The 26,873-nt window shown below is 64.4% G+C and carries 19 protein-coding genes and 6 pseudogenes; 10 read left to right on the forward strand and 15 right to left on the reverse strand.

Features of this window, described 5'->3' with window-relative positions:
• Positions 1-36: 36 nt before the first annotated feature.
• The 5 genes and pseudogenes from ACSKB8_RS16565 to ACSKB8_RS16585 all read right to left on the reverse strand — a co-directional run bounded on the left by ACSKB8_RS16565 (position 37) and on the right by ACSKB8_RS16585 (position 4,708).
• Complete coding sequence (locus ACSKB8_RS16565) at positions 37-768, reverse strand: amino acid ABC transporter ATP-binding protein (protein WP_370986394.1); 732 nt, start codon at positions 766-768, stop codon at positions 37-39.
• Positions 769-780: 12 nt separating this feature from the next.
• Positions 781-1,473, reverse strand: a complete 693-nt coding sequence (locus ACSKB8_RS16570) for an amino acid ABC transporter permease (protein ID WP_091887045.1) — start codon at positions 1,471-1,473, stop codon at positions 781-783.
• A 3-nt stretch (positions 1,474-1,476) separates the two neighbouring features.
• Positions 1,477-2,208, reverse strand: a complete 732-nt coding sequence (locus tag ACSKB8_RS16575; RefSeq protein WP_438105255.1) for an amino acid ABC transporter permease — start codon at positions 2,206-2,208, stop codon at positions 1,477-1,479.
• A gap of 115 nt (positions 2,209-2,323) precedes the next feature.
• Positions 2,324-3,235: an amino acid ABC transporter substrate-binding protein gene (locus tag ACSKB8_RS16580; protein ID WP_438105257.1), complete on the reverse strand. Its 912-nt coding sequence runs from the start codon at positions 3,233-3,235 to the stop codon at positions 2,324-2,326.
• Between the two features lie 86 nt (positions 3,236-3,321).
• Positions 3,322-4,708 (reverse strand): annotated as a pseudogene (locus ACSKB8_RS16585) (M20 family metallopeptidase).
• 282 nt (positions 4,709-4,990) lie between these two features.
• Here ACSKB8_RS16585 and ACSKB8_RS16590 point away from each other — a divergent pair.
• Positions 4,991-6,371: pseudogene (locus ACSKB8_RS16590) on the forward strand (LLM class flavin-dependent oxidoreductase).
• A 147-nt stretch (positions 6,372-6,518) separates the two neighbouring features.
• Here the strand turns inward: ACSKB8_RS16590 and ACSKB8_RS16595 are convergent.
• The 4 genes and pseudogenes from ACSKB8_RS16595 to ACSKB8_RS16610 form a co-directional block, all read right to left on the reverse strand.
• Positions 6,519-8,180, reverse strand: a complete 1,662-nt coding sequence (locus tag ACSKB8_RS16595) for a thiamine pyrophosphate-binding protein (protein ID WP_438105259.1) — start codon at positions 8,178-8,180, stop codon at positions 6,519-6,521.
• Between the two features lie 108 nt (positions 8,181-8,288).
• Positions 8,289-8,792: a GFA family protein gene (locus ACSKB8_RS16600; RefSeq protein WP_438105261.1), complete on the reverse strand. Its 504-nt coding sequence runs from the start codon at positions 8,790-8,792 to the stop codon at positions 8,289-8,291.
• 223 nt (positions 8,793-9,015) lie between these two features.
• Positions 9,016-10,142 (reverse strand): annotated as a pseudogene (locus ACSKB8_RS16605) (alkene reductase).
• 116 nt (positions 10,143-10,258) lie between these two features.
• Positions 10,259-11,755 (reverse strand): annotated as a pseudogene (locus ACSKB8_RS16610) (aldehyde dehydrogenase family protein).
• A gap of 191 nt (positions 11,756-11,946) precedes the next feature.
• Here ACSKB8_RS16610 and ACSKB8_RS16615 point away from each other — a divergent pair.
• Complete coding sequence (locus ACSKB8_RS16615; RefSeq protein ID WP_438105263.1) at positions 11,947-12,792, forward strand: SDR family NAD(P)-dependent oxidoreductase; 846 nt, start codon at positions 11,947-11,949, stop codon at positions 12,790-12,792.
• Positions 12,793-12,997: 205 nt separating this feature from the next.
• On the opposite strand, the gene ACSKB8_RS16620 is transcribed toward ACSKB8_RS16615, so the two are convergent.
• The 3 genes from ACSKB8_RS16620 to ACSKB8_RS16630 all read right to left on the reverse strand — a co-directional run bounded on the left by ACSKB8_RS16620 (position 12,998) and on the right by ACSKB8_RS16630 (position 14,507).
• Positions 12,998-13,204 carry a hypothetical protein gene (locus ACSKB8_RS16620; protein ID WP_025033895.1) on the reverse strand — a complete coding sequence of 69 codons (207 nt, stop codon included), beginning with the start codon at positions 13,202-13,204 and terminating at the stop codon, positions 12,998-13,000.
• 276 nt (positions 13,205-13,480) lie between these two features.
• Complete coding sequence (locus ACSKB8_RS16625; protein WP_061846546.1) at positions 13,481-13,756, reverse strand: YiaA/YiaB family inner membrane protein; 276 nt, start codon at positions 13,754-13,756, stop codon at positions 13,481-13,483.
• A 55-nt stretch (positions 13,757-13,811) separates the two neighbouring features.
• The gene (locus ACSKB8_RS16630; RefSeq protein WP_438105265.1) at positions 13,812-14,507 is read right to left on the reverse strand and encodes a PspA/IM30 family protein; all 696 of its coding nucleotides are present in this window, start codon (positions 14,505-14,507) and stop codon (positions 13,812-13,814) included.
• A gap of 101 nt (positions 14,508-14,608) precedes the next feature.
• On the opposite strand from ACSKB8_RS16630, the gene ACSKB8_RS16635 reads away from it, so the two are divergent.
• Together ACSKB8_RS16635 and hydA are read left to right on the forward strand one after the other, a co-directional pair.
• Positions 14,609-15,217, forward strand: a complete 609-nt coding sequence (locus ACSKB8_RS16635; RefSeq protein WP_438105267.1) for a TetR/AcrR family transcriptional regulator — start codon at positions 14,609-14,611, stop codon at positions 15,215-15,217.
• A gap of 113 nt (positions 15,218-15,330) precedes the next feature.
• The gene (gene hydA / locus ACSKB8_RS16640; protein WP_438105269.1) at positions 15,331-16,785 is read left to right on the forward strand and encodes a dihydropyrimidinase; all 1,455 of its coding nucleotides are present in this window, start codon (positions 15,331-15,333) and stop codon (positions 16,783-16,785) included.
• Positions 16,786-16,854: 69 nt separating this feature from the next.
• On the opposite strand, the pseudogene ACSKB8_RS16645 reads toward hydA, so the two are convergent.
• Positions 16,855-18,224 (reverse strand): annotated as a pseudogene (locus ACSKB8_RS16645) (glycoside hydrolase family 3 N-terminal domain-containing protein).
• Between the two features lie 188 nt (positions 18,225-18,412).
• Here ACSKB8_RS16645 and ACSKB8_RS16650 point away from each other — a divergent pair.
• The 3 genes and pseudogenes from ACSKB8_RS16650 (at position 18,413) to ACSKB8_RS16660 (ending at position 22,229) form a co-directional block, all read left to right on the forward strand.
• Positions 18,413-19,921, forward strand: a complete 1,509-nt coding sequence (locus ACSKB8_RS16650) for a DUF4153 domain-containing protein (RefSeq protein ID WP_438105271.1) — start codon at positions 18,413-18,415, stop codon at positions 19,919-19,921.
• 19 nt (positions 19,922-19,940) lie between these two features.
• Entirely contained in the window at positions 19,941-20,645 is a 705-nt protein-coding gene (locus ACSKB8_RS16655; RefSeq protein WP_438105273.1) for a response regulator, read from the forward strand.
• Positions 20,642-22,229: pseudogene (locus ACSKB8_RS16660) on the forward strand (ATP-binding protein). The gene ACSKB8_RS16655 and the pseudogene ACSKB8_RS16660 overlap by 4 nt, the downstream one beginning before the upstream one ends.
• Here the strand turns inward: ACSKB8_RS16660 and ACSKB8_RS16665 are convergent.
• Both ACSKB8_RS16665 and ACSKB8_RS16670 read right to left on the reverse strand, forming a co-directional pair.
• A complete protein-coding gene (locus ACSKB8_RS16665) occupies positions 22,226-22,366 on the reverse strand; it encodes a hypothetical protein (RefSeq protein WP_164934688.1) in 141 nt (46 codons plus the stop codon). The pseudogene ACSKB8_RS16660 and the gene ACSKB8_RS16665 sit on opposite strands and share 4 nt — an antisense overlap.
• A 52-nt stretch (positions 22,367-22,418) precedes the next feature.
• Entirely contained in the window at positions 22,419-22,754 is a 336-nt protein-coding gene (locus tag ACSKB8_RS16670) for a hypothetical protein (protein WP_438105275.1), read from the reverse strand.
• Positions 22,755-22,856: 102 nt separating this feature from the next.
• Between ACSKB8_RS16670 and ACSKB8_RS16675 the strand changes: the two genes are divergently transcribed.
• The 3 genes from ACSKB8_RS16675 (at position 22,857) to ACSKB8_RS16685 (ending at position 26,780) form a co-directional block, all read left to right on the forward strand.
• Positions 22,857-23,786 (forward strand): alpha/beta hydrolase, encoded by a 930-nt coding sequence (locus tag ACSKB8_RS16675; RefSeq protein ID WP_438110555.1) that lies wholly within the window; start codon positions 22,857-22,859, stop codon positions 23,784-23,786.
• Positions 23,787-24,184: 398 nt separating this feature from the next.
• Entirely contained in the window at positions 24,185-25,408 is a 1,224-nt protein-coding gene (locus ACSKB8_RS16680; RefSeq protein ID WP_438110557.1) for an ABC transporter substrate-binding protein, read from the forward strand.
• A gap of 280 nt (positions 25,409-25,688) precedes the next feature.
• Positions 25,689-26,780, forward strand: a complete 1,092-nt coding sequence (locus ACSKB8_RS16685) for an enolase C-terminal domain-like protein (protein ID WP_438105277.1) — start codon at positions 25,689-25,691, stop codon at positions 26,778-26,780.
• The last annotated feature ends 93 nt before the right edge of the window (positions 26,781-26,873 follow it).

A 26,873-nucleotide genomic window follows, 5' to 3' on the forward strand; every position in this document is an offset into this window, starting at 1 on the left:
GGCGCCAAGACGCGCGTCCCGGAATGACAACAGGAGTTAATGCGACAAGATCTTCGACAAGAACTTCTGCGCGCGGTCGCTGCGGGGCTTACCGAAGAAATCGTCCTTCGCGGCGTCCTCGACGATCTCGCCGCGGTCCATGAAGATGACGCGGTTGGCGACCTTGCGGGCAAAGCCCATCTCGTGGGTCACGACCATCATCGTCATGCCTTCGCGGGCGAGGTCGACCATGACGTCGAGCACCTCGCTGATCATCTCCGGATCGAGCGCCGAGGTCGGCTCGTCGAACAGCATGGCGATCGGATCCATCGCGAGCGCGCGCGCGATGGCGACACGCTGCTGCTGACCGCCGGAGAGCTGCGCCGGGAATTTCTGCGCCTGCTCTTTCAACCCGACGCGCTCCAAAAGCTGCGTGCCCTTGGTCAGCGCCTTGTCGTGCGACCGCCCCAGCACCTTCTCCTGCGCGAGGCAGAGATTGTCGATGATCTTGAGGTGCGGAAACAGCTCGAAGTGCTGGAACACCATGCCGACGCGCGAACGCAGCTTCGGCAGATTGGTCTTGGGATCGTTGACCTTGGTGCCGTCGACCAGGATGTCGCCGCTCTGGAACGGCTCCAGCGCATTGACGCATTTGATCAGCGTCGACTTGCCCGAGCCCGAGGGGCCGCAGACCACGACCACCTCACCCTTGGTGACGCTGGTGGTGCAATCCGTCAGCACCTGGAAACTCGGAGTGTACCATTTGTTGACGTGGCTGATTTCGATCATGACCGACACGCTCTAGCGAATGATGGCGATGCGCGCCTGGAGCCGGCGGACGCCGAAGGACGCGATACAGGAAATGGTGAAGTAGACGACAGCTGCGAACAGATACATTTCGACCAGGCGCCCGTCGCGCTGCGCCACCTTGCTGGCGGCGCCAAGGAAGTCGGTGATCGACAGCACGTAGACCAGCGAGGTGTCCTGGAACAGCACGATGGTCTGCGTGATCAGGACCGGCAGCATGTTGCGGAAGGCCTGCGGCAGCACGACGTAGCGCATGGTCTGGGCGTAAGTCAGCCCCAGCGCGCTGGCCGCGGCGGGCTGCCCGCGCGAGATCGACTGGATGCCGGCGCGCATGATCTCGGAGAAATACGCCGCCTCGAACATGATGAAGGTGATGAGCGAGGATGCGAACGCGCCGACGCTGATCGGGCGCGAGGCGCCGGTCAGCCACTGCCCGATATAGGGCACCAGGAAGTAGAACCAGAAGATGACCAGCACCAGCGGCAGCGAGCGCATGAAGTCGACATAGACGCCGGCGATGCGGCCAAGGATCTTGAAGCCGGACAGGCGCATCAGGGCGAGCGCCGTGCCGAAGATGAGACCGCCGAGAGCCGCGAGCCCCGTTAGCGTCAGCGTGAAGGTCATGCCCTCGTAGAACAGGTAGGGCAGCGCGCGGCGGATGACGTCGAAATCGAAATTGCCGAGCATCGCTTATTTCCCCGTAATGTAGCCGGGGATCGCAACCCAGCGCTCGAGGAAGCGCATCGCGGTCACGACGACGGCGTTGACGAGGAGGTAGAGGATGGTCGCGGCGGTGAAGGCCTCGAACACCTGGAACGAGAATTCCTGCATGGAGCGCGCCTGTCCGGTCAGCTCGAGCAGACCGATGGTGATCGCGACCGCCGTGTTCTTGATGGTGTTGAGGAACTCGGACGTCAGCGGCGGCAGGATGATGCGGAACGCCATCGGCAGCAGCACGTAGCGATAGCCCTGCACCGTAGTCAGACCCAGCGCGGTTGCCGCCATCTTCTGCCCACGCGGCAGCGACGAGATGCCGGCCTGCAGCTGCACGGCCACGCGCGCCGACATGAAGAAGCCGACGCCGATCGCGGCCGTCCAGAACGGCGCGTTCGGCAGCTGTTTCAACCAGAGGCCTGCGGCCTTCGGCAGGATTTCCGGCAGCACGAAGAACCACAGGAACAGCTGCACCAGCAGCGGCATGTTGCGGAAGAATTCGACATAGGCGAAGCCGAACCAGGTGGCGCCCTTCGACGGCAGCGTCCGCATCACGCCGACAATCGAGCCGGTGATCAGCGCGATGACCCAGGCCAGCGCCGCGGTCTTGAGGGTCAGCACCAGGCCCGACAGCAGCATATCGAGATAGGTGCCGGTCCCCATCGGGTTCGGCTGGAAAAAGATTCCCCAGTTCCAGTTATAGTTCACGTGTCCCCCGCGCGAACGCGCCAGTCATGGATGTCCCGGCGCCTATGCAAATGTCCGGCCACCCTGGTGTCAAGAGTGGCCGGACATGATTCCGATCTAAAGATCGAGGTCTATATTACTTATAGTCGTCCGGATTCGGCGAGTCCGTCGGCTTGGCGAACTCGTTCTTGAGCTCGGCCGAGATCGGCGTGTTGAGGTTCAGACCCTTCGGCGGGATTTTCTGCGTGAACCACTTGTCGTAGATCTTCTGGGCTTCGCCGGACGTATAGAGCGCCGCCGTCGCTGCATCGACCACCTTCTTGAAGGGGGCATCGTCCTTGCGCAGCATGATGCCATAGGGCTCGGGCTTGGAGAACGCGTCCTTGGAGATAGCATAGTCGTTCGGCGACTTCGAGCCGGCAACGAGGCTCGCCAGCAGGATGTCGTCCATCACGAAGGCGACCGCGCGGTCGGTCTCGACCATCAGGAAGGCTTCGGCGTGGTCCTTGGCCGGAATGATGTTGGCGCCGAGGCCCTTCGCGACGTTGGCTTCGGTGAGCTGCTTGATGTTGGTGGTGCCGGCGGTCGAGACCACCGACTTGCCCTTGAGATCGTCGATCGACTTCAGGCCGCTCGACTTCTTGAACACGTAGCGGCTGGCCGTCAGGAAGTGGGTGTTGGTGAAGGCGACCTGCTTCTGGCGCTCGGCGTTGTTGGTGGTCGAGCCGCATTCGAGATCGATCGTGCCGTTCGCCATCAAGGGGATGCGGGTTGCCGAGGTCACCGGGTTGAGCTTGACCTCGAGCTTGTCGAGCTTGAGCTCCTTCTTCACGGCGTCGACGATCTTGTAGCAGATGTCCATCGCGAACCCGACGGGCTTCTGGTTGTCGTCGAGATAGGAGAACGGGATCGAGGAGTTGCGGAAGCCCAGCGTGATCGCGCCGGTGTCCTTGATGTTCTTCAGCGTGCCGGTCAGCCCCTGGGCCCCAGCCTGGCTGACGACAAAGGTCGCGGCCAGCGCGAGCCCGATGTGACGGAAATGTTTCACTTTTTCTTCCCCTTTCGGATGATGCGGCCCGGATGCAAGCACAAATCGAGCCGGATTAGAATGTAACTTTCGGCTGGATCAAAGGCTCAGGTTAACGGCGCCGGCAATTCGCCGAGATCCCAGAACAGGCCGGCCATCACCGTCAAGGCCTCTTCGGTCAATGGCAGCAGGATGTGCTCATTGGGCGCATGCTGGGAGCAGCCGGGATAGGAGTGCGGCACCCAGATCGTCGGCAGGCCCAGGATCTCGGAGAACACGTCATTGGGCAGCGAGCCGCCGAAATTCGGCAGCACGGCCGGCGCCTTGCCGGTGGTCGACTGCACCGAATCCGCCGCCCATTTGATCCAGGGGCTGTCGAAGTCTGTGCGCGATGCAGCAAAACTCTGGGCCGCCCGCACCTCGACCATCGGAAAACCCCTCGCGACCAGATGCGCGCGGATGGCATCGATCAGGCCCTCGATCTTGGTCCCGACCACGAAACGCAGTTGCAGCACGGCATTGGCATGGCCGGGAATGGCGTTCGCCGGCTTCTCGATATTGCCCGAGGACATCGCCAGCACTTCCAGCGTGTTCCAGGCGTAGAGCCGTTCGGCCGCCGACAGGCCGTCCTCGCCCCAATTCTCGGCCAGCGCCGGCTCGTCCGCGGTCGGCACCACCTCCACGTCGGCGAGATAGCTGCGGATCTGGTTGGTGAGCCGCGGCGACTTCAGCGCGTTCGAGCTGGAGGCGGCCGTGGCCGTCGACCAGCGTGGAAATCGCGTTGACCAGGATGGTCGCGGGGTTGGCGAGCACGCCGCCCCAATTGCCGGAATGGTGGCCGCCATCACGCAGGTTCACGTCGAGATGGATGCGGATGCCACCGCGGCAGCCCAGGAACAGCGTCGGACGGTCGGCGGATAGGCGCGGCCCATCGGAGGCCATGAACAAATCGGCCTTGAGCGCGTCGCGATTGAGGTCGCAGACCTTGCCGAGATCGGGCGAGCCGATCTCCTCGCCCATCTCGACGATGAACTTGGCGTTGAAGCCGAGCTTGCCGCCTCTCGCCTCCCGCACTGCGCGGAGCGCCGCCATGTTGATGCTGTGCTGCCCCTTGTTGTCAGCCGTGCCGCGGCCATAGAGGCGCGTGCCCGCAACCGTCGCGCGCCAGGGATCGCGGCCATCGCGCCACTCCCCCTCCATGCCATCGACGACGTCGCCATGACCGTAGATCAGCACGGTCGGCACTGAGGCACTCTCGTGGTGCTCGGCAAACAGGAACGGCGCCTTGCCGCTCGGGGATTCGACGATGCGGCTGGTGAAATCAAGAGCAGCAAAGGCCGGCTGCATTTCCTGTTCCAGATAGGCGCGCAGCTCAGTGCCGCGCGACGGATTCTGGCTCTCGGTCCGATAAGCGACGCGGCGGTCGAGCTCGGTGAGGAACGCACCGGATTTGAAATCCTCACGGGCGCGGGCGATGGCGTCGGCTCTGGTCATGACTTGCTTTTCGAGGTTTTGGGACGAAGGACATTACCCGAGACGGGCGGGACTTCGAAAGTGGCGGGGACGTCGATAGTTCTCGGAGTTCTCTTGGGATTTGAGTTCGCTTGGGATTTCGTTCTTGCTCTCTTGAGATCGGCTTGCCAAGCGCGGCAGCGCTACGGATTTTGGCCTTGCCAAGGCCGAGACATCCAAGTCTAGGATATGCAAGAACTTCGCCAAATTCGGGCGCACGTCTACCATTCGAAGAGTGCTCAGTACAGAGTGCCGAGGGACATTATGGCCAAGCAAATCCGGCTCAACGCCTTTGCGATGAATTGCGTCGCACACCAGTCACCGGGCCTGTGGACCCATCCGCGCGACCGCACTGCCGACTATAACCGCCTGCCCTACTGGATCGATCTCGCCAAGACGCTGGAGCGCGGACGCTTCGACGGGCTGTTCCTGGCCGACGTGCTCGGGGTCTATGACGTCTACGGCAACAGCCCTGACGCAGCCTTGCGCAATGCAGCGCAGACGCCCTCGAACGAGCCGCTGGCCTGCTGCTCTCGGCGATGGCGGCGGTGACGCAAAATCTCGGGTTCGGCGTCACCAGCAATCTGTCCTTCGAGCCGCCCTACCCGTTCGCACGGCGGATGTCGACGCTCGATCACCTCTCCGAGGGCCGCATTGGCTGGAACGTGGTCACCGGCTATCTCGACAGCGCCGCACGCGGCGCCGGCAAGGACAAGCAGACCGGGCATGACGACCGCTACGACATCGCGGACGAATATATGGAGGTCGTCTACAAGCTCTGGGAAGGAAGCTGGAGGACGATGCCGTGCTGCGCGACCGCAAGCGCGGCATCTTCACCGATCCCGCAAAAGTGCATCGCGTCAATCATGAGGGCGCGAACTACCGCATCAACAACACCATTCACCTCAGCGAGCCGTCGCCGCAGCGCACGCCCGTGCTGTATCAGGCCGGCACCTCGCCGCGCGGCCGGCAGTTTGCGGCGAAGCATGCCGAATGCGTGTTCATGTCGGGACCGTCGGCCAAAGCGATCGCGCCGCGCGTGTCAGCAATCCGGCAGGAGGCCGCCGCGCTCGGCCGCAACCCGGCCGAAATCCTGATGTTCTCGATGATGACGATCATCCTCGGACGGACGGAAGCCGAGGCGAAAGAGAAATACGCCGACTATCGCCGCCACATCAGCCCGGAAGGCGCGCTCGCGCTGATGTCGGGGTGGACCGGCGTCGATTTCTCCGGCTACGACCTCGACCAGCAGGTCCGGCACGTCCAGAACGACGCCGGCCGCAGCGCCATGGACAACGTCACCCGCGCCGACCCTGAAAGGGTCTGGACCGTGCGCGACGTCATCGAGCATGTCGGCATCGGCGGCGCCGGCCCGGTCGTGGTCGGCACGCCGGAGATGGTTGCCGACAAGATCGAGCAGTGGTTCGAGGCAACCGACGTCGACGGCCTCAACGTCGCTTTCGCGATCTCGCCCGGTGATTTCGAGGACATCGCCGAGATGCTGGTGCCGGAGCTGACGCGGCGCGGACGGTACAAGGCGGACTATGCCAAGGGTACGCTGCGGGAGAAGCTGTTCGGCGAGGGTCGCGCAAGGCTCGATGCGCCGCACCCGGCGGCGGGGCATCGGGTGGGGAAGAAGGGCTAGCCACTACACACTCGGTGTCATGCCCCGGCTTGACCGGGGCATCCAGTACGCCGCGGCTTCTCCGTAGACAACAGCTGTCTCTGGAATACTGGATCGCCCGGTCGAAACCGGGCGATGACACTGAGTGTGTGGGAACTCGATCGCGTCTCAAACCTTCCCATCCACCATCACCTCGATCAGCTTCGTCCCCGGTCGGCCGAACGCTGACGCCAGCGTTGCCTTCAGCTCCCGCGGATCGCTGATCTTGATCGCCTCGCAGCCGAGCGCCTTGGCGACGCCCGCGAAATCCACCGGCGGATCGACGAAATCCATGCCGACGTAGTTGTCATCGCCATGGAAGGCAAGCAGGCGCTGCTTGATGATGCGGTAACCGCCATTGTTGGCGATAACGACGTTGAGCGGCAGCTTGTGATGCGCCGCCGTCCACAGCGCCTGGATCGAATACATCGCGCTGCCATCGCCGGAGAAACACACGACGGGACGGTCCGGATTGGCGATGCTGGCGCCGACCGAAGCCGGCAGGCCCCAGCCGATACCGCCGGAGGCGAGGCCGTGATAGCCGTAGCGATCGCGGTGCGGACGCAGGCTCGTGATTTGGCGGCTGGACGTGAGCCCTTCGTCGACGAGAATGGCATGGTCGGGCATGGCTTCGACCATTTGCAGCACCAGAAAATCCGGATCGATCGGCGTGCGGCCGGCGCTCTTGCTGATCTGCTCGATCAGCGCGGCGCGGCGCGCAGTCCAATTATTCGGCGCAAGCTCGGCAAGGCGCTGCCTGGCGCGGCTCGCGAGTGTTGCACCACCCAACTCTTTCAGCACCGGGATCAGCGCGCGCAACGTTTCCTTTAAATCCGCCTTCAGTGCGATCTCGGCCCCGTAGTTCTTGGCGATCTCCCAATCCGCGAGACCGATCTGCACGATGCCGAGACCATCCGGCAGCGCATCGACCTCGCTATGGACCGACATCCGCAGGGGATCGCCGCCAAGCGCGATCAGGAGATCATAGGGCGCGAGCGTATCGCGCGCCGCCTTCTGAATCCGTGCCAGCGTGCCGACGAAGCTCGGACTCTCCGAGAGGAAGTGCGAACCATAGGGCGTCGAGGATTGATACGCGGCGGCGCCGAGCAACTCGGCCAATTCAGCCGCCTCCTTCAAAGCATCACTCTTGACCACTTCGTCCATGGTGACGATCACAGGGCGCTCGGCTTTCAGAAGCCGCGCAGCAAAGGCCCTGAGCGCCTCATCCGATGGTTTGGTACGCGCGTCGATGCGGGTGGAACGGCCGAGATCGATGCCGGCCTCGCTATTGAGGATGTCGCCAGGCAGCGAGATGAACACGGGGCCGGTCGGCGGCGTGGTCGCGACCTTGGCCGCGCGGCGCACGATGCGCGGCAGATCCTCGAGCCGGGTCACCTCAACCGCCCATTTCACCAGCGGCTCGGCCATGCGCACCAACGGACCGTACAGCACCGGCTCCATCAGGCCGTGGCCCTGCTCCTGCTGGCCGGCGGTGAGGATCATCGGCGTGCCCGTGAACTGCGCGTTGTAGAGCGAGCCCATCGCGTTGCCGAGGCCTGGCGCGACATGGACATTGCAGGCGACGAGCTTTCCGGAGGCGCGGCTGTAACCATCGGCGATCGCCACCACCAGGCTCTCCTGCATCGCCATCACATAGGTGAGATCAGGGTGGTCCTTCAGCGCGTGCATGATCGGCAGCTCGGTGGTGCCGGGATTGCCGAACAGATGCGTGATGCCCTCGTCCTTGAGCAACGCGAGAAAGGCGGAGCGGCCGGTGATCTTGTTCTTCATGTTTCCTCCAGGAGCGGACGTTGCCGCAAGGACGGGAGCATGATGACCGAAGTCTTGGGAGGCGCGCAAGGAAGCGCGGTCATGGCTGCGTTGCGCGGGAGAGGCGCGCTACATCTCGTCGCGCCCGAGTTCGAACGGGTCCTCGCCCCTCGTCCGCTTCTTCTTTTTCGAGCGTTGCCAGACCACACCCGGAAAACCCTGCAGCGGCACCAGCGGCTCGCCGGTATAGGCCCATTCCTGCAGCTCTTCGATCGCGATGTGATAGAGCGGCTGGCGGCCGGTGCGCTCGTTGAACAGCGCGCGGGGGATGTTGACCATGTGCGGGCCGCGCGGGCGCTCATAGGCGATCGGCGTGCCGCAATGCGAGCAGAAGCTGCGGGTGGTCTTGGTGGCCTTGTCCTCGTAACGCGTGAGCGCGGCCTTGCCAGCGGTGATGCGAAAGCGCTTCTTCCAGCTCCCGACATAGGTCCCGTAGGCCGCGCCATGGGCGCGGCGGCTACTGGCAGAATGATCATGCCAGGCCCAGCGCGCGGGCACGTCGATCTCGAAGCTGACCTTGCCGCAGAGGCATTGGCCGGTGGCTGTTCCTGCAGCGGCTGCGGCTTTGGCCATGGGGATTTCTCTCCGTCGTCATTGCGAGCGTAGCGAAGCAATCCAGACTGCCTCCGCGGAAAGATTCTGGATTGCTTCGCTGCGCTCGCAATGACGGAATATGTGGCGCGCTCGCAGCCACGCAACAACTCCGTAGCCCGGATGGAGCGAAGCGCAATCCGGGAATCTCGACGCTGGCACGAAACCCGGATTTCGCTGCGCTCCATCCGGGCTACGAAGGTCCCTACGCCGGCGTCAGCTCATCATACACCGGATAATCCGTATATCCCTTCTCCTCACCGCCATAGAACGTCGCGCGGTTGTACGGCGTAATCGGGTAATCGTGCTCGAGCCGGCGCGGCAGATCGGGGTTGGAGATGAAGATGCGACCGAAGGCGATGATGTCGGCGTGTCCCTCGGCGATCGCCGCATTTGCGGTCTCGCCGGTGAAGCCGCCGGCGGTCATCAGCACGCCGCTGTAGAGCGGGCGGAACAGCACCATCGCGGACGGCACGTTCTGCCAGTTGACGTCGGCACGCCCGGCGCCACTGGAGCGCGGCTCGATGAAGTGCAGATAGGTAAGACCGAGCTTGTCGAGCGCCTTCACGACATGGATATAGAGCGGCATCGGATCGCCCTCGCCGGAATCATTGGCGATACCGTGTGGCGACAACCGCACGGCGACGCGGTTCGCACCCAGACCTCGATCGCGGCTTGGGTCACTTCGAGCAGCAGGCGCGCGCGATTCTCGATTCCGCCGCCATACTGATCGGTGCGCTGGTTGCTGCGCGATTGCAGGAACTGCTCGAGCAGATAGCCATTGGCGCCGTGGATCTCGACGCCGTCGAAGCCGGCGGCGAGCGCGTTCTTGGCACCTTGGCGGAACGCCTCGACGATGCCCTTGACCTCCTCGGTCTCCAGCGCGCGCGGCGTCTCGTAGTCGGCGATCTTGCCGTCGGCGGTCATCGCCTTCATGCCCTCGGCCTTGATCGGGATCGCCGAGGCCGACACCGGCAGCGCGCCGCCGTGGAAAGAAGAATGCGAGACGCGGCCGACATGCCAGAGCTGGAGGAAGATGATGCCGCCCTTGGCGTGCACGGCATCGACCACCTTGCGCCAGCCCGCGATCTGCGTCTCCGAATAGATGCCGGGGGTCGCCGGATTGCCACGGCCGTGCGAGAGCACCGGGGACGCTTCGGCGATGATTAGGCCGCCCGGCGTTGCGCGCTGGCCGTAATATTCGGCGTTGAGCGGCCGCGGCGAAAAGCTCTCGCGTTCGGCCCGCATCCGCGTCAGCGGCGCCATCGCGACGCGATGCGCAAGCCTGTATGGACCGACCTGCAACGGTTTGAACAACGCCGGAAATTTCATGCTGGCCCCGAATGTTTATGGAAGGATGCGGATCATACAGCGAGGGGCGGCCACCGGAAAAGCGCCGCCCACGAAATCAAATATTCCTTCTTACGGAACGCGGAAGAGAGCAGGTCTTACGCCGTCTTGACCCAGACGGCCTTCACGTTGAGATATTCCTCGACGTGCTGCTTGCCAGACTCGCGGCCGTAGCCGCTCATCTTGTAGCCGCCGAACGGCACGGCCGGGTCCATCGTCTGGTAGCAATTCACCCACACCGAGCCGGCACGCAGGCTCTTCGCCACCGCATGCGCCTTGCTGACATCGCGAGTCCACAGGCCGGAGCCGAGGCCGAACGTGGTGGCGTTGGCGCGCTTGACCAGCTCGTCCATGTCCTTGAAGGCGATCGCGGAGATGACGGGCCCGAAAATCTCCTCTTGCGCGATGCGCATATTGTCCTGGACGCCCGCGAACACCGTCGGCGAGACGAAGAAGCCCTTCGACAGCGCGCCTTCGGTGACACGGCCGCCGCCGGCAAGCGCCTTGGCGCCTTCCTTCTGTCCGATATCGAGATAGCCGGTGACGCGCTCCAATTGCTGCTCGGACACCAGCGGGCCGATCTGCACGTTGGGATCGAGACCGTTGCCGACTTGCAGTTTCTTGCCGAACTCGGCGACGCGGCCGACGAATTCTTCGTAGATCGACTGCTCGACGAACAGACGCGTGCCCGCGCTGCAGATCTGCCCCGAATTGGCGAACACCGCCATCGCAGCGCCCGGCACCGCGGCATCGAGATCGGCGTCCGCGAACACGATGTCCGGCGACTTGCCGCCGAGCTCGAGCGAGACGCGCTTGAGGTTTCCCGCCGACGCACGGATGATCGACTGGCCCGTGACGTGCGAGCCGGTGAAGGCGACCTTGTCGACGTCGTGATGCGAGGCGAGCGCCGCGCCTGCGGTCTCGCCATAACCGGGCACGACATTGATGACGCCGGGCGGCACGCCCGCTTCCATCGCGAGCTCGGCGATGCGCAGCGAGGTCAGCGGCGCCTCCTCGGCGGGCTTGAGCACCACGGTGCAGCCAGTCGCGAGCGCCGGGCCGATCTTCCAGATCGTCGCCGTCGAGCGGCCCGTTCCAGGGGATGATGGCGCCGACGACACCGACCGGCTCCTTCAGCGTGTAGGAGAAGATCTCGCCGGGCAGCGAGTTCTCGATGGTCTCGCCATGGATCGCGGTGGTCTGACCGGCGTAATAACGCAGCATGCCGATCGCGCGCAGGCGATAGGCGCGGGTGCGGCTGACGGGAGCACCCATGTCGAGCGTGTCGAGCTGTGACAATTCATCGAAATTCTTCTCGACGAGATCGGCGAGCTTCAAGAGCAGGTTCTGCCGCTCGAACGGCTTGATCTTGCTCCAGGGACCCTCGAACGCACGGCGTGCTGCGGCGACCGCACGGTCGATGTCTTCCTTGTCGCCTTCGGCAACGGTTGCGAGCAGTTCGCCGGTGGCGGGATTGCGGGTCTCGAAGCGCTTGCCGAGGCAGCGTCGACCCACTCCCCGTCGATCAGCATCTGCTTGTAGGACCCGTTCGCGAATGGATGGCGCGTGATCGGAATAGCCTGCGAAACAGCCATGGCTGCACTCCCTGTCAGGTGATTGATTGGTTCGATCTGCGCGGGATCGTTCGTCGCATAAAATACAGCCGCGCCGGAGAGGCGTAAAGGCGGCGCGGAGCGAAGACCTCCCATGCCGACTTGTGCAGGGTCGGATGCGGCACGTGCTATAAGGCGATGGAGCGCAATGTAGCTTCGCCGGAGACCCCGCCATGTCACATCCCGCCATCGTCAAAGACAACGTTGCCGTGATCACGGGAGGCGCGTCCGGCATCGGATTTGCCGCCGCCTCGGCGTTTGCGCGCATCGGCATGAAGCTGTGCATCGCCGATGTCGATCAGCCGCGGCTGGCTGAGGCCGCAACAAAACTGTCATCCGTCGCAGGTGCCGGGAATGTGATGACGTCTGCCGTAGATGTCAGCAAGGCCGAGAGCGTGATGGAACTGGAACGCGCCGTGCGCGCACGTTTCGGCGGCACCGATATCCTGATGAATAATGCCGGCATCCAGCCCGGCAGCACATTGTTCGCCGGGCCCGACAATTGGCAGCGCATCATCGGCGTCAACATGTGGGGCATCATCAACGGCTCACGCATCTTCGCGCCCGGCATGATCGCGCGCGGCAAACCCGGCCTCATCATCAACACCGGCTCGAAGCAAGGCATCACCACCCCGCCCGGCGATCCCGCCTACAATGTCTCCAAGGCCGGCGTGAAGGCTTTTACGGAAGCCCTCCAGCACGAGCTGCGCAATACCAGGGACTGCCGCATCACCGCACATCTGCTCATTCCAGGCTTCGTCTTCACCGGCCTCACCGCCAAGGGCCGCACCGAGAAGCCCGCCGGCGCCTGGACGCCGGAGCAGACCGTGGATTTCATGCTGAGGCGGCTCGAGGCCGGCGACTTCGACATCCTGTGCCCGGACAATGACGTGCCCCGCGCACTCGACGAGAAGCGCATGCTGTGGGCCGCCGGCGATATCATCGAGAACCGCCCGCCGCTGTCGCGCTGGCATCCGGATTACGCGGATGCATTCAAGACGTTTGTGGAGAGGGGTTAGATCTTCCTCTTCTCCCCTTGTGGGAGAAGGTGGCATAGGCGGCCTCTGGCCGCCGTTCTTAAGGACGCCGAAGCAAAGCTTCGGCTATCGCGCCGGATGAGGGGTTCTCTAACTCGCGCGATTGTCCGTGAGGAGAGAACCCCTCACCCGGCTTCGCTTCGCGAAGCCACCCTCTCCCACAAGGGGAGAGGGTACGACCACGACCCTACAGCGTCTCTTGCTTATGCCCGCAATTCTTGCAGGCGAACTTGACGCGGGTCTGGCCCTTTTCCGCCTGCACCCGGTTCGGCGCGCCGCACTTGCCGCAGACGGCCTCGATGCGGGTGGTGCCCTGCTTGACGACGATGGTCTTCTTTTCCATCGATTCGCGGATCAGGCGCTCGGCCTCCTCACGCAGGGACTGTTTTGACAAAGCTCATCTCCGGCTCTGGAAAGCGCGAGAGCCATATCGCACCTGCGTTCAAATCACAATCGGCAAAGCCTGCTCTGACCTCGACAATCACGTGCCAGTCCTCGGCATGCACGAGAAGGCTCTCGGCAACATATGGGCGCAACGCCCTGCCATGACGGCTCGACTGCATTTCGCAGACGATGCCGCGATTGTGGCAAATGACCGGAAATACAGCGGGCGGCGGATGCTCGGCATCAGCCGCCCTGCGCAGAGCGCTCTTTTCCCGCTCTGGTCTCCTCAAGCCGCCTTGGACACTTCCATCAGCAGCCGCTCGGCCTTGGCGTCCTCGATGCGGTTCACGAGACGGCTGCTCTCGTGATTGTCGCGCACAGTCTTGGTCAGCGTGATGCAGGTCTGGATCAGCATGACGATGCCCATGGTGAGATAGCCCTTCATCCAGAGGTCGATCGGCAGGAAAAAGATGCCGATGGCGACGAGGAAGGCGGAGGCTGCGAAGGACGCGTAAGTGAAGCTCACCCAGGCGCTGCTGTGGGGCTGGCCGTTCTGGTTCATGATGGGTCTCCTGTTGGTTCGAATGATGATTGGGTTCGAGGGATCGGATGTGAGATCAGGCTGACGGCATGCGCTTGGATTTCAACCGCGCCAGCACGTCCTCCGCGGTCGTCTTGAGCCGGGGACCAAAGCCCTGTTCGGCTAGCCTCTCGGCAGTGGCGAGCGGACCGGTGGCCGCGTCGAGCTCGACCAGGGCATCGTCGGCGGCCTGGGCTTCCATCTGCCGCTCGCGCAGACGCCTCAACGTGCCCTCCGCCTCCGGCAGTGTGGATTCGTAGGGACGTGCAGCCTCGATGCCGCCGCGACGAAGCGAGCGCACCGCTTCCGAGGCACGGGCAATACGGCGGCCGCGGTCGAGCTCGGTGATGCGGGCCTGCGCGCTGGCGACGTGGCGCTTCAGCCGCGCGATCTCGGTCGCGAACAGCGCGCGCGCCGTCATTGCCGCATCGCGATCAGCCTCTAAGCCCGCGATGGCTTCAGCGGCATCCTTGGCGAGGTCTTCGCGGCCGCCGTCGAGCGCCGCAACGGCACGGGTCTCGAGGTCGGCGATGCGGGCATTCGTCGCTTCGAGCTTGCGGCCCTCCTGCTGGTCCTGCGCGATCGCCAGCGCCAGCGTGCGCTTGCTGCGCTCGACGGCCGCGGCCGCATCACGCATCTGCTGATCGAGGATCAGAAGAGCGGTCCGGTCTTCCAGTTCCTCGCCCGCAGCGGCCACGCTGCCGCGGAAAAGCGTCACTACGGTCTTGAACATTTGTTGCTCCCTGTTATGAGCGTTGCTCACGAATAACTTGTAGCACATCTTGAGCGTTGCTCAAGATGTTTTTGAACAATGTTCACTAATCTGGTAAATAGATGTCTAAGGCCTTGGAACGTCGAGAGAAACTTCGAGCCGATCTGATCTTGGCGGCGGAGCGGATGATCGCTGAACGAGGATTGGCGGGCCTGAAGACACGCGATCTTGCCCGCGAGATCGGCTGCGCCAATGGCGCGGTCTATAATCTCGTGGCCGATGTCGACGAATTGATCCTGCGCGTCGGCTCGCGCACGCTGCTTCGGCTCGACGAGGCGCTCAGCGCGGCAGAGGGCGCTGGCGAGCCCTCGCCACAAGAAGCCTTGGTTCGCATCGCCATCGCCTATTGCGATTTCGCAGCCGAAAATCTCCAGCTCTGGCGCGCATTGTTCGAGCACCGCATGGAGGCCGACAAGATTGTCCCCGACTGGTCGATCCACGACCAGATGCAGCTGTTCCGCCACATCTACCAGCCGCTGGCCGCGCTGCTTCCCAAGCGCAGCCCGGAGGAACTGAGCATCACTGCGCGGAGCCTGTTCTCGGCGGTTCATGGCATGGTGGCGCTGGGGTTGGAACAGAAGTTGGTCGCCGTGCCACTGCCGGCGCTGCGCAAGGAGATCGCAGGCCTCGTGCGCGCAATGCTGGATGGGCTGGTCGCCCACGCAAAGTAGAGCAGCGCGGCGAAAGCATCGGCGAAGGCTGACTAAAATTTCGCCTGTCGCATCGCGGTCGCCGCGCTTAGCCTTCGCAGCGAGACGTCCCCTCACCTCTTCCGGAGCCCTTCATGCCCCTTCTCGTCCGCGGCGGCACCGTCGTCAATCACGATCATTCGCGCCGCGCGGACGTGCTGATCGACGGGGAGACCATCGTCGCGATCGGGGCCTCGCTCGATGCGCCCACCGGCACTGAAGTGATCGATGCCGGCGGCGCCTACGTCATCCCTGGTGGCATCGACCCGCATACCCATCTCGAAATGCCGTTCATGGGCACCGTCACCGCCGACGATTTCGAATCGGGAACCAAGGCGGCGCTCGCCGGCGGCACCACCATGGTGGTGGATTTCTGCCTGCCTGATCCCGGCCAGTCGATGCTTGGCGCCTATCAGGATTGGCGCCGCAAATCCGAGAAGGCGGCTTCCGACTACGGCTTCCACATGGCCGTGACGTCGTGGTCGAAGCATATCCATGACGAGATGGAGACCGTGGTCAAAACCTACGGCATCAACACCTTCAAGCATTTCATGGCCTACAAGGGCGCGCTGATGGTGAATGACGACGAGCTCTACAACTCGTTCGCGCGCTGCGCTCATTTGGGCGCCATGCCGGTGGTCCATGCCGAGAATGGTGACGTCGTCGCCCTGATGCAGGAGGCGCTGATCGCACGCGGCGTCACCGGCCCCGAAGGCCACGCCTATTCGCGGCCGCCGGAGGTCGAGGGCGAAGCCACCAACCGCGCTATCATGATCGCGGACATGACCGGCACGCCGGTCTACATCGTGCACACCAGCTGCCGCGAGGCGCATGAGGCGATCGCGCGGGCACGCGCGGCTGGAAAGCGCGTCTATGGCGAACCACTTATCCAGCACCTGTTGCTCGATGCGGATGAATATCAGAACAAGGACTGGGATCATTCCGCGCAGCGCGTGATGTCACCGCCTTTCCGCGACAGATCGCATCAGGACAGCCTGTGGGCCGGCCTGCAAGCCGGCTCGCTCCAGGTGGTCGCGACCGACCATTGCGCCTTCACCACCGCGCAGAAACGGTTCGGCCTCGGCGACTTCAGGAAGATCCCGAACGGCACCGGCGGCCTCGAAGACCGCCTCGCGCTGCTATGGACCGCGGGCGTCGCCGCCGGGCGGCTGACCAAGGAGGAATTTGTCGCGGTGACCTCGGCGAACATCGCCCGCATCCTCAACATCTATCCGCGGAAAGGTGCTGTCACCGTCGGTTCGGATGCCGACATCGTGGTGTGGGATCCCAAGGCGACCAGGACCATCAGTGCCAAGCGGCAGATGAGCCGGATCGATTACAACGTGTTCGAGGGCTTTTCCTGTATCGGCGGGCCGACGGTGACGCTGTCGCGCGGCCGCATCGCGTGGAAGGATGGGAGCTTGCGCGCCGAGGCCGGCGACGGCCATTATGTCGAGCGGCCGCCATTCTCGCCGGTACATGTCGCCAATTCGACCTGGAAGAAGCTAACGGCCCCGCGCGCGGTCGAACGCGGCGCGGTGACGCCGTAACACTCCCCACTGCGCGAAATGCTCGCCATCTCGAGGTCCTCAGTTGCCTGGCGCGGATGCGCGCCGCGTTCAACCACCCCTCGCGCGCAAGGCGGCACGCGCTGTCTCAAGTGTACTTCCAGTGAGTGAGGCGGCTCGCGCCTGCTCGGGCGGAAAGCCTCTTTCCAACCGAGCCGCGCTCGCGCGCAGCATCGCCGCATCGAGCCTGCCCTGCCGCGATCCCTGCAGGGCACAGCCAAAGACCCGGTAGAACTGCGCACCGTCATAGGCAACCAGCAGCAGATCGACGCCGGCATTGATCGCCTCGACCACGGCCTTGCAGACGTCGTGCTAGTAGATCGCGCCCATGACGAGATCGTCGGTCATCACCACGCCCTGGTAGTTCCAGGTGTCGCGGATGATCCCTTCGACGACGCGTTTCGAATGCGAGGCGGCGCGATCGGGATCGACAGCGGTGAGCGTGACATGACCGACCATGAGCGCGCTGCGCGAATGCGACAGCACCTCGCGAAATGGGAGCCAGTCCGTTGCTTCCAGCTCCTTCACCGGCGCATCGAGGTTGGCGCTGAAGTGATGGGTGTCGGTGCGCACGCGGCCGATGCCGGGAAAATGCTTGAGCGTGGCACCGACGCCTGACTCTTCCAGCCCGCGCACATAGGCTCTCGCGATCGTGCTGACGACAGCGGGATCAGTCGCAATCGCCCGTTGCCCGATCAGCGTGTGGAAATCGAGGCGGTTGCGCCTCGTCGGCGGCTTCAGGTCGAGCACCGGCGCGAGATTGAGATTGACGCCAAGGCCCGCGAGCTCGCGCCCGTGGATACGGCCGAACTCTTCGGCTTTGGCCTGCTGGTCGTCGGGCGCGAGTCCGCTGAGCGTCGCCAGCGCAGGCACCTTCGTCAGCGGCGGCGCAGATGTCCCACGATGCCGCCCTCCTGGTCCGCGGCGACGACCAGCGGCGGCAGGCCGGCGGCGCGCCTGATATCCTGGAGCGCCGCGATCTCGACACGCAGCGCCTCGACCGTCCGTCCCCGGATGTTGTGCCGCGTAACGTAGACGCCGCCGATCAATCCCTGCTCGGCAAGTCGCGCAACTTCTGGAAACGACGAATAGCCGACCATGAAGTGAGGCCCGAGCTGTCGCGCCTCAGCGGGGCTCGCGGCGAGGACATCGTGCTTGCGCAGCTCGAATTTCAGATGCGCAGCAGACATCAACAGCGGTGGCAGGCACCAGAACATGACGAGCAGCTTGCCCGCCGTGCTGCGCCAGCACCTGCGGCGCAGCAGGACGATGACGATCATGATGCTTGCGACGACAAGCGCGATGTTTCCAGCGCCGCGCAGCACGAGCAGATAGGGGTCGTTCTTGTTCGCGGCCGCGAATGCAGCGAGAGGCGCGGCAAGCCAGAGCAGGATGAGACCGATGCGGGGGAGGAATTGCATGATGCATTACACGCGATTGCAGTGAATGCTCCGCACCTATCAAAGCGATTTGCGCTACGCGAGCGGCAAAAGCGCGCCTGCACGAAAACTGCAAAAGACTCCTGAAACCGTGCAGACGATGATCCCGGTTTCTGCACAAGCCCCCTTCAGACTTCGTGACGCCACATATCACGAAAGGTCTCTTGGACATGACAAGCCTGGCTTCGACGATAGCAGCGGACCTCCAGCCGATCAGGCATTCCGCCATTCCGGCCAAGCTTGGCCTTGCGCTGGCGCTGGCTGCACTGGCCGACTGGCTGTTCTACGGCGAACGGATCGGGCTGTCGCTGACGCTCTTTGCGATCGCGACGGCCTGCGTATCGATGCTCTTCAATCATGCCGCGCTGGATCCGCGTCACGCGACGATCGGCGCCGCCATTCTCGTCGCCGGCCTCGTGCCGGCCATCGAGGAGCTCAACACGCTGTCGCTCCTGATCCTCGTCACGGCGCTGCTCACCGCACTATTGCTTACGACCAACCCGGAGACGACGGGGCTCGGTGACCGTGCTCGCGCGCTGCGCAACGTCGTCCTGCTCGGTCCCTTCAGGTTCTTCCTCGATGTGCCCCAGGTACTCAACGCGTCGGCGTTCACCCGCGGCATCGCGCTCTGGCTGATGCCTGCAGCGCTCAGCGCCGTCTTCATCGCACTCTTTGCCGCGGCCAATCCGGTGATCGAGCAGTGGGTGTCCCTGCTTCATCCGAAACTCATCCTCCAATATGTCAGCATCCCGCGCGTGCTGTTCTGGGCCATGATGCTCGCGCTGGTCTGGCCCTTCATCCATGTGCGCTGGCGGCGCAAGACGATTGTCACCACGACCGTTGCCGATGGTCCCGTGCCGCCGCCGCTCCCGTCCCAAGTCTCGGCGGAATTTCTCGGCCCCTCCACCATCCTGCGCTCGCTGATCCTGTTCAACCTGCTGTTCGCGGCACAGTCCATTCTCGACGGCATCTATCTCTGGGGCCATGTGGCGCTGCCCGACAATTTGACCTATGCGTGGTACGCCCATCGCGGCGCATATCCGCTGATCGTAACCGCGCTGCTCGCCGCCGCCTTCGTGCTGGTGGCGATGCGCCCGGGCGGGCCAGCCGAGAAATCGAAGGTGATCCGGCCGCTGGTCTATCTCTGGGTGGGCCAGAACGTGCTGCTCGTCGCCTCCTCCATCCTGCGCCTCGAACTCTACGTGGACGTCTACACGCTGACTTACTGGCGCATCGCGGCCTTCATCTGGATGGGGCTGGTCGCGCTGGGACTGGTCCTGATCGTGACCCGCATCGCCCTCAACCGATCCAACCAATGGCTCGTGGGCGTCAATCTGATCGCGCTCGCGATCGTGCTCTATGGTTGCTCGCTCGTGAACTTCGATGCCTTCATTGCCGACTACAATGTCACCCACAGCCGGGAAGCATCGGGCAAGGGCGTGCAGATCGACATCAACTATCTCCTGACGCTCGGGCCGCAGGCGCTGCCCGCCATCGACAAGGCCATCTTGCTGCGGTCTGGCACCCCCGAGAGCTGCCTTGTGTCGCGCCGCGACCGCCTTGTAGAACAGCAGCGCCAGGATCTGGCCTGGCGAAGCTGGGGTTTTCGCAACTGGCGGCTCCAGCGCAGGCTGGACGCCCAGGCGAAAGCTCAGTCCGGCAGCCAACCGGCAGGCTGACGAGCTAGCGGAGAAGTTCTTGGCGCATCGCATTCTCATCGTCGACGACGAAGGCCACATCCGCGAGGTCATCCGTGTCGCCCTCAGGAAGGCCGGCATGGACGTGATCGAAGCGCGCGACGGCAAGGAGGCGCTCGCCCGCTTCGCCGCCGACAAGCCCGATCTGATCGTGCTCGACATCGGCATGCCGGAGTTCGACGGCCTCGACGTCTGCCGCGAGATCCGCAAGACGTCCGACGTGCCGATCCTGTTCCTGTCGGCGCGCGATGAGGAGATCGATCGCATCCTTGGCCTCGAGATCGGCGGCGACGACTACGTGACAAAACCGTTCAGCCCGCGCGAGCTGGTCGCGCGGGTCAACGTCATCTTGCGCCGTCTCGGCTCGCGCAACGGCGAGATCAAGGCCGGTCCCACCGCGCTCGCGCAAGGCGGCCTGCTGATCGATCCCGAGCAGCATCTGGCATCCTTCGCCGGCACGCCGCTGAAACTGACGGCAATCGAGTTCGGTATTTTGCGCGCCTTCCTGACCCGGCCGACCTCAGTGTTCAACCGCGAGCAGCTGATGCGGGCGGCCTACCAGCTCAACATCCAGGTCTCCGACCGCACCATCGACAGCCACATCCGCAACATCCGCGCCAAGCTGGCGGCGCTGAATTGCGAGAACGTCATCGAGACCATCCACGGCGTCGGCTTCAAGCTCGGCCGCTGCGAGAAAGAGGCATGAGCGCGGCGCCCGACAAATGGCGGCCGTCGCTTGGGCTCGTCATCTTCACGGTGCTGACGACCGTCGCCGTGCTGCCGCTGGTCGGCCTGTTCTTCTTCCGCCTCTACGACAACCAGCTCATTCGCCAGACCCAGGCCGAGCTGATCGCGCAGAGCCGCGTGCTCGCGACGATCTATGCTCAGGAAGTCATTGCAAGGCTCGACAGCGGCCTGACGCTCGGCGCCGAGGTGCCGCCGGGCGTGCTGCCCGATCCCGGCGACCAGGTCACGCCGATCCGTCCCGCGCTCGACCTCACCGCCAATGATTTGTTGCGGCGGCGGCCGGATGCGCAGGCCGCTCCCCGGGCGGCGGAGCAGGCCTATGTCGAGATCGGCGCAAAACTGACGCCGATCATCCGCGAGACCCAGAAGGTGACGCTGGCGGGCTTTCGCATCCTCGATCCGCAGGGCGTGGTGATCGCCGGGCGCCAGGAGGTCGGGCAGTCGGTCGCCCATATCGAGGAGGTCGCGGACGCGCTGCACGGGCAATACCGTGCCACCTTGCGTAACCGCGTGCCGGACAAGCCGCCGCCGCCGATCTATTCCTTCAGCCGCGGTCTCGGCGTGCACGTGTTCTCGGCGATGCCGGTCATCGTCAACAACCGCGTCGCCGGGGTGATCTACACCACGCGGACACCGAGCAACATTTTTGACCATCTCTACCAGGAGCGGGCGAAGTTCGTGCTGGCGGGGCTCGCCGTGGTCCTCGGCACGATCGCGATCGGCCTCGTTTTCTCGCGCACCATCACGTTGCCGATGCGCGAGCTGATCGACCGCGCCGCCAGAATTGGCCGCGGCGACCGCGAGGCGTTCCGGCCGCTCCGGCATTACGGCACGCGCGAGTTCGCCCAGCTCTCGCACAGCTTCCTCGGCATGGCCGAGCAGCTGGCGCGGCGCTCGGACTATATCGCGACGTTCTCGGCCCACCTCACCCACGAGCTGAAATCGCCGCTCACTTCCATCAAGGGCGCGGCCGAGCTGGCTGCAGGATTCACTTCAGGGCAAATCGGGCAGCCTGACGCCGGCCGAGCAGACGACCTTCATCACCAACATCCTGTCCGACACCCAGCGGCTGGAGGCAATGGCGCAGCGGCTGCGCGAGCTCGCCCGCGCCGAAAGCCTGCCGCAGAACGAACGCACCGAGCTTGCTCCCGTGATTGCCGATCTCAAAAGCCGGTTTCCGGAAAGCGCGATATCGGCCAGCGGCAGCCTCGACCGGGCGATCGGCATGTCCGGCGAGAAGGCGCTGATCGTGCTGTCGCATCTCGCCGACAATGCGATGCGGCACAAGGCGAGAACGATCAGGCTGGAGGCGACCTTCGAGCGCACGACCCTGCTGCTGACGGTGAGCAATGACGGCGAGCCGATCTCGGCGCCCAACCGCGACAGGATTTTTGACGCCTTCTTCACCACCCGCCGCGACCAGGGTGGCACCGGGATGGGGCTGGCGATTGCACGCGCGGTGATGGCGAGCCATGGCGGCTCAATCAGGCTCACGCCGACCGACGAGGGCGCGGTCTTCGAGCTCCAGTTTCCAGCTGCCTAAATGGCGAACACCCAGGCGGCGACGATGGCGGCGATGGTGACGAGACCGGCGATGGTCCAGCCGGCGGCATATTCCAGCTCAGGATGACCGGTCGCCCGCATGATCTCTGCCGGATCGGCGGTATGCTTCTCTGCCATGACAGCCTCGCACGTTACTTCCCGCGTCATATGTAAGTCGCACCAGTCGCCATTAGGTTCCATCACGGACGTGCGAGGAAATCTTATCGATGCCGCGGTCGAGCAGGACTTGATCGGCCGCATCGCAGCATTGCCGCTCCAGCGCTTCCAGTTCGGCGCCTTTGAGGGCAATCGCCGAGCTGCCACCGGGCGGCGTCCGGCACGTGCTGTGCCGGCCGTCCAAAACAAAAACTGCGAAAACAACCCCATGCACAGTAGAAAGCCGTTTCCGCAGCGAGGCTGGACGACGCCGGGCAACGCCTTGACGGATCGAGCTAAAAAAGCCGCGCGGCGCAATCGCCCCGGGGGCCGCGAACTTGCGTTGCAAAAGCAGTCGCGTGCCGACCAAAGGTGCCGTGAATTCGCCTCAAGGCCAGCTGACTAATGAGGCGAATTGAAAAGACAGGCCAAACCGGCGAGCCAATATGAGGCCCGCAAGGCCGGCACGACGATGAAGAATTATCTGGCATTTTTCCTGCTTTTGACCATGACCACGGCCTCCGCGCATGGACCTTTGCCGGCCCGGCCGTCGCCGCCGTCCGATCTCGTGCAAGTGGGCCTCACCGATTCCGACACGACTGCCGGCGGCACCGCGCGGCTGTGCGAGCAGGTCACCTTCTCGCGCGGCCTGCGCTACGGCGAGAGCGAGGCCAATGTGCTCGACGTCGCGACCAGCGCGACCAAGGCGGATACGCCGCGGCCGGTGCTGCTGTTCGTGGCCGGCGACACCTTCACCGGCGACCGCGCGGCGCCCGAGCTGGCCCGGCAGATCCAGGACCAGGCGATGTGCTTTGCCGCGCGCAACGACATGATCGGGGTGCGCGTCAACTATCGCCTGGCACCTTCGGCGCCCTGGCCCGCCGGCGCGAGCGACGTGGCGGCGGCGCTGTCCTGGGTTAACGGCAATATCGACCTGTTCAACGGCGATGCCCGCGAGATCGTCGCGGTCGGCTACGGCGCCGGCGCCTTCCATGTCGCGTCCCTGCTGGCGCATCCCGAGCTTCAGGCCGACCGCGCCGATGTCGCCGCCGTCGTCCTGGTGTCCGGCATCTACCGCGCGGGCAAGGACGCGAGCGACAGCGAGAAGGCCTATCTCGGCAGCGAGGCCAGCCAATATAACAAGCGATCGGTCTTCCCCGGCATCCTCAATGTCGACGTGCCGATCCTGCTGGCCTGGGCCGCGGACGATTCCGCCGGCGTCGTCTCGCAAGGCGAGACCCTGAAGAAGACGCTCTGCGGCGCCGGACATTGTCCGCGCAGCACGCTGCTGCGCAGCCGCGACGGCATCGCGAGTGCCTTTGGCCTCGACGGCTCCGGCGACAGCCTCGCCGAGCCGACACTGCTGCTGGTGCATCAGCTCGAGGCGCGGGGGCTGCCGTAGGGGGGCTATAGAGCCGGGGTCTCCTCACCTCTCCCGCTTGCGGGAGAGGTCGCGCCGAAGGCGCGGGTGAGGGCTTCCTCCTCGTTGGGAGTCTCTCTGTGGAGACACCCTCTCCCCAGCCCTCTCCCGCAAGCGGGAGAGGGGGCAGACCTTCCTCGCGATCACATGGGGCTCAATCCGGCAAGCCCGATCGGCCTCACGCCGGCTTGAGCGATGCCAGCGCGCTTTCCAGCAGCGAAAGGACTCGCGGCGCGTCAACACGCCTGCCGTTTTGGCTCAATGCTCTGCAACATCAAAACCGACGATCAAGCCATACGATCGCCAAACGCTTGACCTACATCAACCAGCCTTGGTGGGGATTGAGCCGACTCTATTCGGGGGCCAACAAGGTGTCGAGCATGCGCGTCACCGGCAGGCTGCTGTTCGTTTTGATCGTCGCTTTGGCTTCGCTTGGGGCGATGTCCCTGCAACACGCGGAGCAAACCACGACCGACAAGGAAATCCGCATCGGCAATGTCATGCCGTATTCGGGACCGCTCTCGGAGTTCGGCGCCATCGGCCAGGCGGAGGTCGCCTATTTCGACATGATCAACGCGCGTGGCGGCATCAACGGCCGCAAGATCCGCTTCATCACGCGCGACGACAATTCCGATCCTGCGACGGCGCTGGAGCTGACGCGCAATCTGGTCGAGACCGAGGACGTGCACCTGATGTTCGGATCGTTCGGCACGCCCGGCAATCTCGCCACGCGCTGGTACCTGAACGAGAAGAAAATCCCGCAGCTGTTCGCCGCCTCCGGCGACGAGGAGCTGAGCCAGCCAAGCGCGTTTCCCTGGACCATGGGCTGGCAGCCGCCGTTCCGGTCGGAGGGACGCATCTACGCCAACTACATCCAGGCCTATTATCCCCGGAAGAAGATCGTGGTGCTCTGGCAGAACGACCAGTTCGGCCGCATGCTCTACAAGGGCATCCAGGAAGGCCTTGGCGACCTGAACCGTCATGTCCTCGTCGACATCGCCTTCGACATTGCCGACGAACATCTCGACGGACACGTCTCGATCCTCAAGCGCGCGGGCGCCGACATCTTCGTCTTTCTCGGCGTGCCGTCGACGGCATCCAAGGTGATCAAGCTGGCGGCCTCACTCAATTGGCATCCGGTCTTCATCGTGAACGACGCCTCGGCCTCGATCGCCAATGCGATGGCGCCCGCGGGCCTCGAGAACTCCGCCGGCGTGATCTCCGCGGCTTTTCTGAAGGATCCGAGCGATCCCGCATGGAAAGACGATGCCGCCATGAAGGACTGGTTCGCCTTCATGGACAAATACCATCAGGCCGAAAGCACCAACAGCAGCGCCGCGCTCTACGGCTACGCCGCGGCCGAAGCGCTGACGCAGGTGCTGAAGCAATGCGGCGACGACTTCTCGCGCGACAACATCATGCGTCAGGCGGCTTCGCTGAAGGGTTATCACCCCTCCGTTGCGCTGCCCAACATCAGGATGAATACCTCGCCCAGCAACTATCTGCCGATCAAGCAGATGCGGCTCGTCCAGTTCGACGGTCGTTCCTGGCAACCTTTTGGTGAGGTGATCGAGACGGCGTTCACGGAAGGCGCGGCAAGGTGAGTTTACCTTGGTGTGCCGCGGTGAGAGCAGGGCGCTTACCCTCCCCTGGAGGGGGAGGGTAAGGAGCGCCACATGGCGCACTCTCTCTGGAGGAGCGAAGGCTACGCACGCCCTCACGCCTTCACCACGGCAGGGCCGAGATTCGAGCTTGATGCGGCGCGCCTGGCGGCGCAGCAGCGAGAGAAGCGACAGCCCGCTGCCGGCGGCCAAGCACCTTTTCGTTTGATCACGGATGCTTAAGATCGGCGCCGACCTGCATCCGCTCCGCCGGGAGAGACCCATGACTGAGACCATCCGCATCAAGCGTTTCCAGGCGCGGCCCGTGATCGTGCCGATGAACCTGCCGCTCCAGACCTCGACCGGGGCGGTCGCCAAGGCGCCGCTGGTGCTGATCGACTGCGAGACCGACCAGGGCGTGCGCGGGCATGCTTATCTGTTCTCGATCACGCCGTCTGCCTTGAAGCCGCTGACGGCCATGGTCACCGAAATGTCGGAGCTCGTCGCCGGCGACGAGCTGCTGCCGCTCGAGATCGAGCGCAAGCTGGCCCAGCGTTTCACGCTGCTGGGGCTCGCCGGCCTGCAACGGCTGGCGCAATCCGGCATCGACATGGCGGCATGGGACGCACTCGCTCGCGCACGCGGCCTGCCGCTGGCGCGCCTGCTCGGCGGCGCGCCAAAGCCGGTCAGGGCCTACAATTCGAAGGGGCTCGGCATCATGCCGGCGGGCGCGGCAGTCGAGGAAGCGCACAAGCTGCTGGCCGAGGGTTTTCGGGCGGCAAAGATCCGCGTCGGCCGACCCGATGCACGGGAGGATATCGCCGTCGTGCGCGCGGTGCGCAAGGCCGTCGGCGATCAGGTGACGCTGATGGGCGACTACAATCAGGCGCTGACGGTCACCGAAGCCATCCGCCGCGGCGAGATGCTCGACGACGAGGGCCTCACCTGGATCGAGGAGCCGATCCGCCACAACGACTATGAGGGCTGCGCCCGCATTGCGGACGCGCTGCGCACGCCGGTCCAGATCGGCGAGAATTTCGACAGCGCCTTCGCGATGCAGGCGGCACTCTCCGCGGAAGCCTGCGACTATGTCATGCCTGATGTCCAACGCATCGGCGGCGTCACCGGCTGGCTCCGCGCCGCGGCGCTGGCGCATGCCGCCGGCATCGAGATGTCGACGCACCTGTTCTCGGAGGTCAGCGCGCATCTGCTCTGCGTGACGCCGACCGCGCATTGGCTGGAATATGTCGACTGGGCCGACGCGGTGCTGTCGACGCGGCTAAAGATCAAGGATGGCTTTGCGCTCCCAAGCGAGGAGCCCGGCAACGGGATTGCGTGGGACGAGGCGGCGGTCGCCAAATATCTGGTCAGCTAATGTCGCCAACCGCCAGCGCCGCCGTCGTCCTGGCGAAGGCCAGGACCCATTACCCCGGGGAGTAGTTTGGCGAAGACGGGCTGCTCGGTACTG

The organism is Bradyrhizobium sp. BR 1432, from assembly GCF_051547705.1.
Taxonomy (GTDB): domain Bacteria; phylum Pseudomonadota; class Alphaproteobacteria; order Rhizobiales; family Xanthobacteraceae; genus Bradyrhizobium; species Bradyrhizobium zhanjiangense.

Bases quoted from the DNA above. Each gene is read 5' to 3' on its own strand.
- ACSKB8_RS16630 (WP_438105265.1), bottom strand. From the start codon at position 14,507: ATGTTCAAGACCGTAGTGACGCTTTTCCGCGGCAGCGTGGCCGCTGCG.
- hydA (WP_438105269.1), top strand. From the start codon at position 15,331: ATGCCCCTTCTCGTCCGCGGCGGCACCGTCGTCAATCACGATCATTCG.
- ACSKB8_RS16680 (WP_438110557.1), top strand. From the start codon at position 24,185: ATGCGCGTCACCGGCAGGCTGCTGTTCGTTTTGATCGTCGCTTTGGCT.
- ACSKB8_RS16595 (WP_438105259.1), bottom strand. From the start codon at position 8,180: ATGAAGAACAAGATCACCGGCCGCTCCGCCTTTCTCGCGTTGCTCAAG.
- ACSKB8_RS16565 (WP_370986394.1), bottom strand. From the start codon at position 768: ATGATCGAAATCAGCCACGTCAACAAATGGTACACTCCGAGTTTCCAG.
- ACSKB8_RS16650 (WP_438105271.1), top strand. From the start codon at position 18,413: ATGACAAGCCTGGCTTCGACGATAGCAGCGGACCTCCAGCCGATCAGG.
- ACSKB8_RS16675 (WP_438110555.1), top strand. From the start codon at position 22,857: ATGAAGAATTATCTGGCATTTTTCCTGCTTTTGACCATGACCACGGCC.
- ACSKB8_RS16665 (WP_164934688.1), bottom strand. From the start codon at position 22,366: ATGGCAGAGAAGCATACCGCCGATCCGGCAGAGATCATGCGGGCGACC.
- ACSKB8_RS16570 (WP_091887045.1), bottom strand. From the start codon at position 1,473: ATGCTCGGCAATTTCGATTTCGACGTCATCCGCCGCGCGCTGCCCTAC.
- ACSKB8_RS16625 (WP_061846546.1), bottom strand. From the start codon at position 13,756: ATGAACCAGAACGGCCAGCCCCACAGCAGCGCCTGGGTGAGCTTCACT.
- ACSKB8_RS16615 (WP_438105263.1), top strand. From the start codon at position 11,947: ATGTCACATCCCGCCATCGTCAAAGACAACGTTGCCGTGATCACGGGA.
- ACSKB8_RS16600 (WP_438105261.1), bottom strand. From the start codon at position 8,792: ATGGCCAAAGCCGCAGCCGCTGCAGGAACAGCCACCGGCCAATGCCTC.
- ACSKB8_RS16685 (WP_438105277.1), top strand. From the start codon at position 25,689: ATGACTGAGACCATCCGCATCAAGCGTTTCCAGGCGCGGCCCGTGATC.
- ACSKB8_RS16635 (WP_438105267.1), top strand. From the start codon at position 14,609: ATGTCTAAGGCCTTGGAACGTCGAGAGAAACTTCGAGCCGATCTGATC.